This window comes from Streptomyces sp. NPDC045021 (genome assembly GCF_056432645.1).
Genome location: NZ_JBWKIQ010000002.1, coordinates 39,758 through 53,805, shown reverse-complemented (window position 1 = coordinate 53,805; position 14,048 = coordinate 39,758). Strand labels below are relative to the sequence as shown.

The window sequence follows — 14,048 nt, the reverse complement described above, 5'->3', positions numbered from 1 at the left end:
GGACCTCCGGCCGATGCCCCCGTCGAGCTGGACCGTCCTCGCGAGGTCAACCTAGATGAACGTGCTGGACTTGTTGCTGCTGCTCGCCGCCGCGTGGTTCGCGGTGGTCGGCTACCGCCAGGGATTCGTCGTCGGCGTCATGTCGGTGATCGGATTTCTCGGCGGCGGCCTCGCCGCGGTCTACCTGCTGCCCATGATCTGGGGCAAGGTCACCGACGACTCCTCGCCCGGGTCCGTGGCGGTGGTGATCGCCGTCGTCGTGGTGATCGTCTGCGCCTCGATCGGCCAGGCGTTCACCACCCATCTGGGCAACAAGCTGCGCACCCGCATCACGTGGTCCCCGGCCCGCGCGCTGGACGCGGGCGGTGGCGCGCTGGTCAACGTCGCCGCGATGCTGCTCGTCGCCTGGCTGATCGGCTCCGCGCTGGCCACCACGGCGCTGCCGACGATAGGCCGCGAGGTGCGCTCCTCGAAGGTCCTGCTCGGCGTCTCCCGGGTCATCCCGCAGCAGGCCGACAACTGGTTCACCGACTTCAGCTCGACCCTCGCGCAGAACGGCCTCCCGCAGGTCTTCAGCCCCTTCGGCGGCGAACCGATCACCACGGTGCCCGAGCCCGATCCCAGGCTCGCGAGCAGCCCGGTGGTCAACGAGGCCCGCCGGAGCATCGTGAAGGTCGTCGGGACGGCGCCCAGCTGCGGCAAGGTGCTGGAGGGCACCGGCTTCGTCTTCGCCAGGGACCGGGTGATGACCAACGCCCACGTCGTCGGCGGGGTCAGCGAGCCCACCGTGCAGATCGGCGGCGAGGGCCGGCTGTACGACGCCCGCGTCGTCCTCTACGACTGGCAGCGCGACATCGCCGTCCTGCAGGTGCCTGGGCTCAATGCCCCGACGCTGCAGTTCACCGCGGGCGACGCGCACAGCCGGGACGACGCGATCGTGGCGGGCTTCCCGGAGAACGGCGGCTTCGACGTCCGTGCGGCCCGGGTACGCGGCCGCATCCAGGCGAACGGCCCGGACATCTACCACCGGGGCACCGTGCACCGCGACGTCTACTCGCTCTTCACCAAGGTGCGCCAGGGCAACTCAGGCGGCCCGTTGCTCTCCCCGGACGGCAAGGTGGCAGGCGTCATCTTCGCCAAGTCCCTCGACGACGCGGACACCGGCTACGCGCTGACCGCGGACGAGATCCGCGAGGACATCACCGCCGGTCGCACCGCTGACCGCCAGGTCGACAGCCAGGGCTGTGCGCTCTAGAAGGTCGGTCCGAACCGAGGAACGTCTCCGCGAACCCGAACGTCGCCAGGACCGTTCGGGGTACCCCGGGTGCTAGTCGCTGCGGGGGTGCCGCAGGCGCGCGCCCACCCAGCGGGCGCGCCGCCGCAGAATGCGTGGGATACCGATCTGGTGCTCCCCCTCGGGGAGTACGGCCGCAGGCGTCGCGCGGTTGACAGCTGCGACGAGATTGCGGCGGGTGCGAGATACATCACGGTAGTCGTGCGTCCAACCCATACCGAGCTACGTGCCCGCGGCCCAAGGTCGGTAATCGTGCGGCGGTCGCCCAATTGGCGTATGCGTCCGGCATTTGGCTGATCGTCAGACAGTCGTACCGGGCTGTCCATCGAGCTGACTCCCCGTCCGACGGCCGGTCCGGCAGCCGGTCGTCGGGGTTCACCAGCGATCCGTCGGGGTGACCACCCACCCGTCCGGGTGACTACCGGTCCGGCTCGGGGTCCTTCAGCCAGTTGATCAACTCGGTCGAGAACGCGATCGGGTCCTCCTCGTGCGGGAAGTGCCCCAGCCCGTCGAAGAGCCGCCAGCGGTACGGCGCCTCGACGTACTCGCCACTGCCCGCGGAGCTGCGGGTGCGCATCGCGGAGTCCAGCGAGCCGTGCAGATGCAGCGTCGGGACCCGCACCGGCCGCTTCATGCGCCGGTTGAACTGGATGCCGTCGGGACGGGCCATCGAGCGGACCATCCAGCGGTACGGCTCGACGGCGCAGTGCGCCGTCGAGGGGATCTGCATCGCCTGCCGGTAGACGTCGACCGTCTCCTCGTCCGGCAGCAGCGGCCCCGACCAGTCCCGGATCAGCCGTCCGACCATCGCCGAGTCGTCAGCGATCAGCTGCCGCTCCGGCACCCAGGGCCGCTGGAAGCCCCAGATGTAGGAGCCGGCCGCGCTCTGCTTCATGTCCGTGAGCATCGCCGCACGCCAGCGCCGGGGATGCGGCATCGAGCACACCGCCAGCCGGCGCACCAGCTTCGGCCGCATCACCGCGGCGGTCCAGGCCAGATAGCCGCCGATGTCATGGCCGACCAGCGCGGCGTCCGGCTCGCCGAGCGAGCGGATGACCCCGGTCACGTCCAGCGCGAGGTTCGCGGGGTCGTAACCGCGCGGCGTACGGTCGCTGCCGCCGACCCCGCGCAGGTCCATCGCGACCGCGCGGAAGCCCGCGTCGGCGAGCGCCGTCAGCTGGTGCCGCCAGCTCCACCAGAACTGCGGGAAGCCGTGCAGCAGCAGCACCAGCGGGCCGTCGCCGGCCTCGGCGATGTGGAATCGCGCGCCGTTCGCGGCGACATCCCGGTGCGTCCAGGGCCCGTCGAGCCGTGCAACCGAGGAATTACCAGCGACCGTCATGAAGCTGAGCGTGTCACACCTTGAGGTCGTCCGTGGTACTGGACTCCAGGGCACGCGGATGCGGCTTGACGCTCTGGAGTACGGCTGCCGTCTGCTTGGCCGACGCGATGCTGCGCTCCGGCTTCTTCACCTTCTTGAACTTCGCCCGAGCGAACACCCCGAGAACGAGGGCGATCACGACGTACGCGCCGCCGACGATCAGGAACGACCAGGCGAGGCCCAGCCCGAGGGCGTGGATGCCGTAGGCCGCCGCCATGCTGAACATCGGCAGGGCGAAGAACGCCAGGGTGACGGCGCCCACGATCGCGCCGCTGCCGATGCCGACCCGCTTGACGTCCTCGCGCAGTTCAGCCTTGGCGAGAGCGATCTCGTCGTGCACCAGGGCGGACATCTCCGCCGTGGCGGAGGCGAACAGCTGTCCGAGACTGCGGTTCGCGCCCTCCGCCTGCTCCACTGCGCTCATCGCATCCTCCGTCGGTATCCGTCATGCCCGGCTACCAGGTGGTAGGGACTGTTACCCACAGATCATGCCTCAGTCCTCCCCACCCGCGCCTCTGACCCGGGCCAGTTCGGCGAGCCTGCGGTGCTCCTCCGCCTTCCGTTCGAGGATCTCGGCCATCCGCAGGTGGTACTCCGGGTTGTCCTGCTCATAGATGTCCGGGATGCCGTCCCCGTCCTCGTCGCGCTCCTCGTCCTCGCACATCGCCCGGTACTTGTTGTTGCGGAGCTTGAGCAGGACGCCCGCGATGACGGCCGCGATCAGGGAGCCGATCAGGACGGCCGCCTTCACCTCGTCGGCCAGCAGCGGATCCTCGGTGAAGGCGAGTTCGCCGATCAGCAGGGACACGGTGAAGCCGATGCCGGCCAGCGAGGCGACGGCGAGCACATCGGGCCAACTGAGGTCCGGGTTGAGCTCCGCCCGGGTGAAGCGGGCCGCCAACCAGGTACCGCCGAAGACGCCGAGGGTCTTGCCGGCGACCAGCCCGAGGACCACACCGAGCGTCTCGGGCTGCGAGAAGACATCGGTGAGCGCGGCGCCGGAGACGGCGACACCCGCCGAGAACAGGGCGAACAGCGGCACCGCCAGGCCGGCGGAAACGGGGCGTACGAGGTGCTCGACGTGCTCGCCGGGGGAATGCTCCTCGCCCTCTCGGCGGGAGCAGCGCAGCATCAGGCCCATGGCGACGCCCGCGATCGTGGCGTGCACGCCGCTGTTGTACATCAGCCCCCAGATGACCAGGGCGAGCGGCAGGTAGATGTACCAGCCGTGCACTTCCTTGCGGAGCAGCAACCAGAAGACCAGCAGGCCCAGCGCGGCGCAGCCGAGGGCCACGAAGTTGATCGACGAGGTGAAGAAGACCGCGATGATCAGGATCGCGAAGAGGTCGTCGACGACGGCCAGCGTCAGCAGGAACGCGCGCAGCGCGGACGGCAGCGAGGTGCCGATGACGGCGAGGACGGCCAGCGCGAACGCGATGTCGGTGGCGGTCGGGACCGCCCAGCCGTCCAGCGCTCCGCCGCCGACGGTGTTGACGACCAGGTAGACGAGAGCGGGCACGGCCATGCCGCAGACGGCGGCGATGACCGGCAGCGCCGCGGCGGACGGCGTACGCAACTCGCCGGCGACCAGCTCGCGCTTGAGCTCGATTCCGGCCACGAAGAAGAAGACGGCGAGCAGGCCGTCGGCCGCCCAGTGCTGCACCGACAGGTTCAGCCCGAGGGAGGACGGGCCGAAGTGGAATTCGCTGACCGTCTCGTAGGTCTCGTGCGCCGGGGTGTTGGCCCAGATCAGCGCGGCGACGGCGGCGAGGAGCAGCAGGACGCCGCCCACGGTCTCGGCGCGCAGCGCGTCGGCGACGAAAGTCCGCTCGGGGAGGGAGAGCCGTCCGAGGAAAACGGAACGGCGGCGGGGTCCGGTCGCGGGCGGATCGGCGGGTCGGTCGGCGGGCCGATCGGTCACAGGTCGCTCAGTCACGGTCGAAGCCCTCCGGTCGGTCGGTCATCCACTGGACATGGTTGACTCCGTTGCCGACCAGACTTCCCGGCGCACCTTGGGTACTGACGCGTTCCTGACGCGGGGACCAGCTTATCGGTTCGCGCGCTGTGCCGTCCGACGATCTTCACAATACGGGCATGAGGGGCCCCCGGCCTGATGCCGGGAGCCCCTCAGTCGCCGTGTGGACCCTGCCGGGTCCGCCGGTGGGTCCCTCTTCCGATCAGTCCTCGCTGCTCGCGCCCGGCAGGTTGGTCTGGATCAGGTCCATCACCGAGGAGTCCGTCAGCGTGGTGACGTCACCGAGCTCGCGGTTCTCCGCGACATCGCGCAGCAGGCGGCGCATGATCTTGCCGGAACGGGTCTTCGGCAGCTCGCTGACGATCAGGATGCGCTTGGGCTTGGCGATCGGGCCCAGCGTCTTCCCGACGTGGTCGCGCAGCTCGGCGACGAGCGTGTCGGAGTCCGAGGCGGTGCCACGCAGGATGACGAACGCGACGATCGCCTGGCCGGTGGTCTCGTCCGTCGCGCCGACGACCGCCGACTCGGCGACCTTCGGGTGCGAGACGAGCGCCGACTCGACCTCGGTGGTCGAGATGTTGTGGCCCGACACCAGCATCACGTCATCGACCCGGCCGAGCAGCCAGATGTCGCCGTCGTCGTCCTTCTTGGCGCCGTCACCCGCGAAGTAGCGGCCCTCGAACCGCGACCAGTAGGTGTCGATGTAGCGCTGGTCGTCGCCCCAGATGGTGCGGAGCATCGACGGCCACGGCTCGGTCAGCACCAGGTAGCCGCCGGAGCCGTTGGGCACCTCGCGCGCCTCGTCGTCCACGACGGTGGCGGCGATGCCCGGCAGGGCGCGCTGGGCGGAGCCCGGCTTGGTGGTGGTGGCGCCCGGCAGCGGGCTGATCATCATCGCGCCGGTCTCGGTCTGCCACCACGTGTCCACGATCGGGCAGCGGTTGCCGCCGATGTGCTCGCGGTACCACATCCACGCCTCGGGGTTGATCGGCTCGCCGACGCTGCCCAGCACCCGCAGCGAGGACAGGTCGAACTTCGCGGGGATGTCGTCGCCCCACTTCATGAACGTCCGGATCGCGGTCGGCGCGGTGTAGAGGATCGTGACGCCGTACTTCTGGATGACCTCCCAGAAGCGGCCCTGGTGCGGGGTGTCCGGGGTGCCCTCGTAGATCACCTGGGTGGCGCCGTTGGCCAGCGGTCCGTAGACGATGTACGAGTGGCCGGTCACCCAGCCGATGTCGGCCGTGCACCAGTAGACGTCGGTCTCCGGCTTGAGGTCGAAGACGGCGTGGTGGGTGTAGGAGGTCTGGGTGAGGTAGCCGCCCGAGGTGTGCAGGATGCCCTTCGGCTTCCCGGTCGTGCCGCTCGTGTAGAGGATGAAGAGCGGGTGCTCGGCGTCGAACGCCTGCGGGGTGTGCTCGGCGGACTGCCGCGTGACGATGTCGTGCCACCACACGTCACGGCCCTCGGTGAACGCGGTCTCCTGGCCCGTTCGGCGGACCACCAGAACGTGCTCGACCGTCGGGCACCTGGTGACGGCGTCGTCGATGGCCGGCTTGAGCGCCGACGGCTTGCCGCGCCGGTAGCCGCCGTCGGAGGTGATGACGAGCTTGGCGTCGGCGTCCTGGATGCGGGACGCGACCGCGTCGGCAGAGAAGCCGCCGAAGACCACGGAGTGGGCGGCGCCGATCCGGGCGCAGGCCAGCATCGCGACCACGGCCTCGGGAATCATCGGGAGGTAGACCGCGACCCGGTCGCCGGCCTCGATGCCCAGCTCGGTGAGCGCGTTGGCGGCCCGGCTGACCTCGTCCTTGAGCTCGGCGTAGGTGATGGCGCGGCTGTCGCCGGGCTCACCCTCGAAGTGGATGGCCACCCGGTCGCCGTTGCCGGCCTCGACATGCCGGTCGACGCAGTTGTACGCCACGTTGAGCTTGCCGTCGGCGAACCACTTGGCGAACGGCGGGTTCGACCAGTCCAGGGTCTCGGTCGGCTCGGTGTCCCAGCTCAGCCGCCGTGCCTGCTCGGCCCAGAAGGCCGGGCGGTCGGCCTCGGCCTGTGCGTACGCATCCGCGGTGACGTTGGCGGATGCGGCCAGCTCGGCCGGCGGAGCGAAACGCCGCTCCTCCTTCAACAGATTGGCCAGGCTCTCGTTGCTGCTCACGCCAACTCCTTGTCAACTGTCCCAGATGTCCCGGCCATAGCTCATCAGGCCGCGGGCGCGATGACAAGAGTCGCAGGACAATTGGTTTAGACCTGTAGCGCGAGCAGCGACGATCGAGGCCGCGCGGCGTGGCGTTCTCCTGCCCGATCGCCCCGCCGCGCGGCCTCGGCGGTGTCAGACCGCGTCCAGCACCTCCGGATGGACCGCCGAGAACGTCCCCGAGGCGTGGTCCAGGACGTATGCCTGGGCCTCGGCGACATGGAAGTACATGCCCTGGAGCTGGAGCTTCCCCTCCGCGTAGCGGCGGGCCACGCACGGGTGGTCGAGCAGGTGCTCCAGCTGCTGGACCACGTTGGCCAGGCTCAGCCGCTCCAGGTCGTCGGCGGCCGCGCGGTCCGTCAGCTCCGGGCCGCCGCGCGCCAGCCGATCGAGGCTGGGCCGGCCGTGCCGCAGCCAGCGGGCCAGCGGGGTCTGCGCGCCCGGCGGATGATCACTGCCGAGCAGCGCCTGCATGGCGCCGCAGCCGGAGTGCCCGCAGACCGTGATGCTGCCGACCTTCAGTACGTCCACCGCGTACTCGACGGCCGCGGCCACCGAGTCGCAGGAGCCGTCCGAGCCGGGCGGCGGCATCAGGTTTCCGATATTGCGGACGGTGAAGAGGTCACCGGGCCCGCTCGAGGTGATCATGCTGGTCACCAGCCGGGAATCGGCGCAGGTCAGGAAGAGCTGGGTGGGCCGCTGGCCCTCCCGCGCCAGCCGCGCCAGCTCGTCCCGCACCAGGGGTGCTGTATTGCGCTGGAAGTTGCTGACACCCCCGATCAGCTGATTGCCGGCCGGTGCGGTGACGGTGGCGGCGCTTGGCCGGGTGCAGTGGTGGTTGCGCCACGGCGTCCAGGGCCGGCAGGCGTGCGCGCTCGCCGGTTCACTGACGGTCTGGCCGGTGCGGTCGCCGAGCATGGCCCAGCCGCCGCGGGCGCGGTGCCGGTCGCACCACGACTGCAGCGCCTCGTAGGCCGCATGGTCCATGAAGGAGCCGTCCAACTCGACGACGGCGTGCGCCCCGTCGGGCACCTGCGCGAAGGCCCGGGTCAGCCGGGGCACCGCGAGGAACGTCAACTGCCCGCGGGCTCGGACCCGGTAGCCGCCCGCCTCCTCGGAGACGGTGACGCGGGTGCGGGTGAGGCGGCGCAGCGAGGTGAAGGCCGCGACGACGATCCCGGCCACCACGCCCTCCAGGACGCCGAGGAGCACGACCCCGCCGATGGTGGTCGCGTACACCGGGAACTCCCGGTGCCGCCGTACGTGTTTGATGTGCGCGAAGCTCACCATCTTCACGCCGACGAGCAGGACCAGGACGGCGAGGGCGGCGAGCGGGATCAGATCCAGCACTCCGGCCAGCAGGCTCGCGCAGAGCACCACCCACGCCCCGTGCAGGACGGTGGCGTAGCGCGTCGCGGCCCCGGCCCGGATGTTGGCCGAGCCGCGCATCGCGCCGCCGGCCACCGGCAGACCGCCGAGCAGCCCGGACACCACGTTCGACGCGCCCTGGCCGAGCAGTTCGCGATCGAGCTGTGCCGGTCTGGCCCGCCGGTCGGGGGACTCGGACTGCATCTTGTCGAGCGCGACCGCGGACAGCAGCGACTCCATGCTCGCGACGAGCGTGACGGTGACGACCGCGGCGAGCAGGCCGAGCACCGGGCCTTCCGGCAGCCGAGGCAGCACCGGGGCGCCCCACGACGGCAGGTCGACGCGCGGCACGGTCAGCGCGAGACCCGCGGCAGTGGCGGCGGCCACCGCCGCCAGCGCCGCCGGGACCGCCCGCAGCGCGCGCACGGCTCTGTTCCTGCTGTTTCTGCCGGGCAGCCGGGGCCAGCCGACGAGGACGACGGCGGTGAGCGCGCCGATCCCCAGCGTGGCCGGGCTGGTGGCCGCCAACTGGCGGGGCAGCGCACCGAGGTTGGCCAGGGCGGAGCCCTGAGCGGTACCTCCGAGGATGACGTGCAGCTGCCCGACGGCGATGGACACGCCGATCCCGGCGAGCATGCCGTGCACGATGGCGGGACTGACGACGAGCGCCGCTCTGGCCACCCGCAGCGCGCCGAGGGCGAGCTGGGCGAGGCCGGCGAGCACGGTGATGGCGCAGGTGGCGCGCCATCCGTAGCGCTGTACGAGTTCGGCGGTGACGACCACGAGGCTGGTGGCAGCCCCGCTGACCTGCAACGGGGCCCCGCCGAGCAGCCCGGCGACGATACCGCCGACGGCTGCGGCGACAAGGCCGGACTGGAGGGGCGCGCCGGTGGCGAGGGCAATACCGAGCGACAGCGGCACGGCGATCAGAAAGACAGTGATCGAAGCGGACAGATCGGACCTGTGAGGCGTCTGCATGGTTCCCGTCTCCTTCAGGGCGGCGGGACGTGGTAGCCGTACGTAACTGTATGGCTACTCTCAAGCGTCGGTAAAAGGAGAGTAATGCGGATATACGGTTCGGTGAAGTCCGTAGATCCACTCGGGCGGAGATTTACTCCTATCAGGTGAATCGAGGAGTGGTTTGGCCGGTCGTGACGGCCAAATCGCGGGAGCATGTCAGTTTTTGCTCTCGAATCCCTCTGCTCTCCCCTTTGGATCGAGGTTCGTATGCATTCCATGCGGAAGGCCACGGCCCTGGCCGCTGTAACGGCGTTGGCATTTGGCGTGGTGGGTTGCTCCGGCGGTTCGAGCGGTTCGAGCGGTTCCGGCGGTTCCGGCGGTTCGGGTAGTTCGGCCGGTTCGGGTGGGCAGAGCAGCAGGCAGCACGACGGCCCCGCCGCCGCGGTGAAGAAGCCGCCGACGCGGGTGATGAAGCTGATCGGCGACGGCTCCACCGCCGACACCGGAGCCCAGCCGAACCAGCCGAGGTTCCAGCGGCTCGCGCCCGGCGAGAAGCCCCCGCAGTTCGTCGTCTTCTCCTGGGACGGCGCGGGAGAGGACAGCCAGAAGCTGTTCTCGCACTTCCGCGAGGTCGGCAAGGAGAACAACGCGGCCATGACGTACTTCCTCAGCGGCGTCTACCTGCTGCCCGGGGACCGCAAGGAGGTCTACGCGCCGCCGCGGCACTCGCGCGGCGCCTCCGACATCGGCTTCACCGACCGGCCGGAGATGACCAACACGCTGGAGCAGATCCGGCTGGCGTGGCAGGACGGCAGCGAGATCGGCACCCACTTCAACGGCCATTTCTGCGGGCCGAACGGCGGTGTCGGCACCTGGTCGTCCGCGGAGTGGAAGAGCGAGATCGAGCAGGCCGAGGGCTTCGTCAAGAACTGGAAGACCAACAGCGGCCTGACCAGGCTCGCCCCGCTGCCGTTCGACTACAGCAAGGAGCTGGTCGGGGGCCGCGCCCCCTGCCTGGAGGGCCAGCGGAACCTGATCCCGGCCGCCAAGGAGATGGGTTTCCGCTACGACGCCAGCTCGGTCGGCGGGCGGCAGGTCTGGCCTTCGCAGATCGACGGCGTCTGGGACTTCCCGCTCCAGGACATCCCGGTCCCCGGCCGGGCCTTCGAGACGCTCTCCATGGACTACAACTTCCTGGCCAACCAGTCCGGCACGACCAAGGGCGACCCGTCGATGCGCGAGTACTGGGGCCGGCAGATGCAGAACGGGCTGGCCGCCGCCTTCGACCGCGCCTACACGGGCAACCGGGCGCCGATGTTCGTCGGCAACCACTTCGAGTCGTGGAACGGCGGCGTCTACATGAAGGCCGTCGAGGCCACCATCGCGTCGGTGTGCCGTAAAGAAGGCGTGCGCTGCGTGTCCTTCAAGCAGATGGCGGACTGGATGGACGCGCAGGATCCGGCGGTGCTGGCGAAGCTGCGGACGCTGGACGTCGGACAGGCGCCTAAGGAGGGCTGGCCGGCCCTCCTCGCGGCACCTGGCTCGGCACCTGGCTCGGCACCTGGCTCGGCACCTGCGGCTCCTGCGGGCGCGGCGGGGTCCGCGGCGGAGGTCGGCCGGTCGAAGGTCAGTTAGGCGACAGCGCGCCGGCGGCGGCCACCGACCCGGCCTCGCCGAGCACGAAGACGGGGTCGACCTGGGAGGCCAGGTCGGCGCCCGTCTTCGCGTTGCCCCAGCTCTCCGCGTTCTTCAGATGGAAGTGCACCATCTGACGGGTGTAGCGGTCCCAGTCGCGCGCGTCGTACGAGGCGTCGGCCGTCTCGTGCATCGTCCGCAGCGCGCGCCGGTTGGCCTCCTCCAGCAGCTCGAAGCTGGGCGGGCGGCCCTTCTCCATCGCGCGCACCCAGTCGGAGTGGCCGATGGTGGCGAGCAGGTCGTCACCGGTCTCGTCGCGCAGGAACGCCAGGTCGTCGGTGCCCTGCACCTTGTTGCCGATGACGCGCAGCGCGACACCGAAGTCGCGGGCGTACTCCTTGTACTGGCGGTAGACGGCGACGCCCTTGCGGGTCGGCTCGGCGACCAGGAACGTCATGTCGAACCGGGTGAACATCCCGGACGCGAACGAGTCGCTGCCGGCCGTCATGTCCACCACGACGTATTCGTCCCGGCCGTCGGCCAGATGGTTCAGGCACAGCTCCACCGCTCCGACCTTGGAGTGGTAGCAGGCGACGCCGAGGTCCGACTCGTTGAAGGGGCCGGTCGCCATCAGCTGCACGGCGGCGCCGTTGTCCAGGGGGACGGTACGGGCGCACGCGGCGTAGACCGGGTTCTCCTCGACCACCCGCAGCAGGCGCGACCCGCTGCCCGGCGGAGTCGTCTTGATCATGGTCTCGGTGGAGGCGATCCGCGGGTTGGTACCCCGCAGGTACTCCTTGATCTCCGGCAGGTGGGCGCCCATCGCGGGGAACGCGGCGGCCTCCTCCTCGTCCAGGCCGAGGGCCGGGCCGAGGTGCTGGTTGATGTCCGCGTCTACGGCGACGACGGGGACGCGGGCGTCCGCTAGGTGGCGGATGAACAGGGAGGACAGCGTGGTCTTGCCGCTGCCGCCCTTTCCAACGAAAGCGATCTTCATGTTCGCCAAGAGTAGTCGGAGACCTACGGGCGGTGACGGTTTGGAGTGGGGAAGGCCACTCGATCGGGGTTCATCGGGGCGTTCTGCTGTGCGTAGGGTCGTACTCATGGGTACGAACGCTGATCCGCTCGCCATCCTCGGCTCCCTGCCCGGCGTGTCCGACTCCGTGGACTCCGTACGGCAGTCCGTGGACAAGGTCTACGGCCACCGGGTGATGCGCCGCCGTTCGGACGAGGTGACGTCCGAGGCGGCGCTGCGCGGAGCGCGCGGTTCCGCCGCGCTGGCCGGTGCCGACTGGCCGCTGGAGGAGATGCGACGGCGCAGCGACTTCTCCGCGGACGCCGAGGCGCGCACCGTGGGTGCGGCGCTGCGGCTGACCGCCGAGGCGGGCCAACTGCTCAGCGTCTGGCGCCAGTCGCCGGTACAGGCGCTGGCCCGGCTGCACCTGGTGGCGGCGGGCGGCGCCGCTCCGGACGACACGGTCGGCCGGCCGCGGCTGGCCGGCGAACCGGTCGACGAGCCGCTGGTGGAACTCCCGCTCCCGGAGTCGGGAGAGGTGGCCGCCCGGCTCGACGGCCTCGTCGGGCTGCTGCGCGCGGGGAGCGAGGCGCCCGCGCTCGTCGTCGGCGCGGTGGTGCACGGTGAACTGCTGTCGCTGCGACCCTTCGGCTCGTTCAACGGGCCGGTCGCGCGGGCGGCGGAGCGGATCGTGCTGGTCGGCAGCGGGCTCGACCCCAAGTCGATCTGTCCGGCCGAGGTGGGCCACGCGGAACTCGGGCGTGCCGACTACCTCAAGGCGCTGGAGGGTTACGCGTCCGGGACGCCGGAGGGCATGGCCGCCTGGATCGGGCACTGCGGGAAGGCGCTGGAACTCGGGGTGCGCGAGAGCGTCGCGGTGTGCGAGGCACTGCAGCGCGGCGCTGCCTGAGGCTGCCGGGTCTTCCCTGAGGCCGCTCCCGGATCTTTGCAGGTCCGGGGGGCCTCAGGGGCCCGGAAAGGGTTGCGGCGACACCCGGGGGTGCCGCCGCTGGCATGTCCGTCGCGTTACCATGCGTGCTCGAATTTTGCCGATCAGGTCGGGACTTTGCCCGTCACCTGGTGCGGCTGGCCCGGTTAGCGGGTCGGCTGCGCGTGGGTGCCCGACTTCCATGCTGGGTCCGTGCGGCCAGATACTCTGCGGTCTTCCTCTCGGAACGTCCGTGGTCTCGCGGGCCTCTGAGTCCTTTCTACCGCCGCTGCGGCCGAAGTGGAACCCCTGAGCGCACTTCTTTACTTTTACGTGTAATCAGGACAAAAGTGACGGTCGGCGCTTGCGGGCCGCGTACCAGACGAGTCCGGCGGTGGCGGCCGCCGCCCCGACCGCGGCCGCGGCGAGGACCGGCCGCGGCGGCATCGACAGCGACGGAATCCGCTGGTTGAGCCGTACCGGCCGGTTGAAGGTGAGGATCGGCCACTCCTGGCTGGTCGCCTCCCGGCGCAGTCCCCGGTCCGGATTGACCGCGTACGGGTGGCCGACGACCTCCAGCATGGGGATGTCGGTGACCGAATCGCTGTACGCGAACGACCGCTCCAGGTCGTACCCCTCGGTGCCGGCGAGGCCGAGGATGGCCTCGGCCTTGGCCGGGCCGTAGACGTAGTGCTCGATCTCGCCGGTGTAGCAGCCGTCCTTGGCCACCATCTGGGTGGCGATCACATGGTCGGCGCCGAGCATCCGGCCGATGGGCTCGACGACCTCGGCTCCCGAGGCGCTCACGATGACCACGTCCCGCCCGGCGGCGTGGTGCTCCTCGATGAGGGACGCGGCCTCGTCGTAGATGATCGGGTCGATGAGGTCGTGAAGGGTCTCGGCCACGATCTCCCTGACCTGCTGCACGTTCCAGCCGCGGCACAGCTCGGAGAGGTACTTGCGCATCCCCTCCATCTGGTCGTGGTCGGCGCCGCCCACCAGATACACGAACTGGGCGTAGGCGGTGCGCAGCACGGCCCGTCGATTGATCAGGCCGCCTTGGTAGAAGGATCTGCTGAAGGCGAGGGTGCTCGACTTGGCGATCACGGTCTTGTCGAGGTCGAAGAATGCTGCGGTGCGCGGGGACAGGTGGTTTTCCACGAGCACGAGCATAAGCAACCACCATTCGGCGTAAGCTGAGGCGCGTGGGTTTGCCTGAGAAGGCTGTCGGGTACACCATGGAAGTCACGGATCGTTCGCGACCGTGCTAACCCGGTCTGGCTCCTCCCCCC

10 protein-coding genes are annotated in these 14,048 nt (G+C 70.2%); 3 read left to right on the top strand and 7 right to left on the bottom strand.

The window, feature by feature from the left end; translation table 11 throughout:
* Positions 1 to 55: 55 nt before the first annotated feature.
* Positions 56 to 1,255: a MarP family serine protease gene (locus AC07DC_RS07245; RefSeq protein WP_478912751.1), complete on the top strand. Its 1,200-nt coding sequence runs from the start codon at positions 56 to 58 to the stop codon at positions 1,253 to 1,255.
* A 457-nt stretch (positions 1,256 to 1,712) separates the two neighbouring features.
* On the opposite strand, the gene AC07DC_RS07240 is transcribed toward AC07DC_RS07245, so the two are convergent.
* The 5 genes from AC07DC_RS07240 to AC07DC_RS07220 form a co-directional block, all read right to left on the bottom strand.
* On the bottom strand, positions 1,713 to 2,636 hold the full coding sequence (locus tag AC07DC_RS07240; RefSeq protein WP_478912749.1) for an alpha/beta fold hydrolase: 924 nt from the start codon (positions 2,634 to 2,636) through the stop codon (positions 1,713 to 1,715).
* A 13-nt stretch (positions 2,637 to 2,649) separates the two neighbouring features.
* Positions 2,650 to 3,099 carry a phage holin family protein gene (locus AC07DC_RS07235; RefSeq protein ID WP_478912747.1) on the bottom strand — a complete coding sequence of 150 codons (450 nt, stop codon included), beginning with the start codon at positions 3,097 to 3,099 and terminating at the stop codon, positions 2,650 to 2,652.
* 69 nt (positions 3,100 to 3,168) lie between these two features.
* Positions 3,169 to 4,611, bottom strand: a complete 1,443-nt coding sequence (nhaA, locus tag AC07DC_RS07230; RefSeq protein ID WP_478912745.1) for a Na+/H+ antiporter NhaA — start codon at positions 4,609 to 4,611, stop codon at positions 3,169 to 3,171.
* 241 nt (positions 4,612 to 4,852) lie between these two features.
* The gene (gene acs / locus AC07DC_RS07225; RefSeq protein ID WP_478912743.1) at positions 4,853 to 6,811 is read right to left on the bottom strand and encodes an acetate--CoA ligase; all 1,959 of its coding nucleotides are present in this window, start codon (positions 6,809 to 6,811) and stop codon (positions 4,853 to 4,855) included.
* A gap of 174 nt (positions 6,812 to 6,985) precedes the next feature.
* Positions 6,986 to 9,196 carry a bifunctional SulP family inorganic anion transporter/carbonic anhydrase gene (locus tag AC07DC_RS07220; protein ID WP_478912741.1) on the bottom strand — a complete coding sequence of 737 codons (2,211 nt, stop codon included), beginning with the start codon at positions 9,194 to 9,196 and terminating at the stop codon, positions 6,986 to 6,988.
* Between the two features lie 249 nt (positions 9,197 to 9,445).
* Between AC07DC_RS07220 and AC07DC_RS07215 the strand changes: the two genes are divergently transcribed.
* Complete coding sequence (locus AC07DC_RS07215; protein ID WP_478912739.1) at positions 9,446 to 10,813, top strand: polysaccharide deacetylase family protein; 1,368 nt, start codon at positions 9,446 to 9,448, stop codon at positions 10,811 to 10,813.
* Here AC07DC_RS07215 and AC07DC_RS07210 read toward each other — a convergent pair.
* Positions 10,806 to 11,810, bottom strand: a complete 1,005-nt coding sequence (locus AC07DC_RS07210) for an ATP-binding protein (RefSeq protein ID WP_478912737.1) — start codon at positions 11,808 to 11,810, stop codon at positions 10,806 to 10,808. The two genes, AC07DC_RS07215 and AC07DC_RS07210, sit on opposite strands and share 8 nt — an antisense overlap.
* Before the next feature lie 106 nt (positions 11,811 to 11,916).
* On the opposite strand from AC07DC_RS07210, the gene AC07DC_RS07205 reads away from it, so the two are divergent.
* Entirely contained in the window at positions 11,917 to 12,738 is an 822-nt protein-coding gene (locus AC07DC_RS07205; protein ID WP_478912735.1) for a Fic family protein, read from the top strand.
* 357 nt (positions 12,739 to 13,095) lie between these two features.
* On the opposite strand, the gene AC07DC_RS07200 is transcribed toward AC07DC_RS07205, so the two are convergent.
* Positions 13,096 to 13,929, bottom strand: coding sequence for an HAD family hydrolase (locus AC07DC_RS07200; RefSeq protein WP_478912733.1), 834 nt, complete (start codon positions 13,927 to 13,929; stop codon positions 13,096 to 13,098).
* Positions 13,930 to 14,048: the final 119 nt, after the last annotated feature.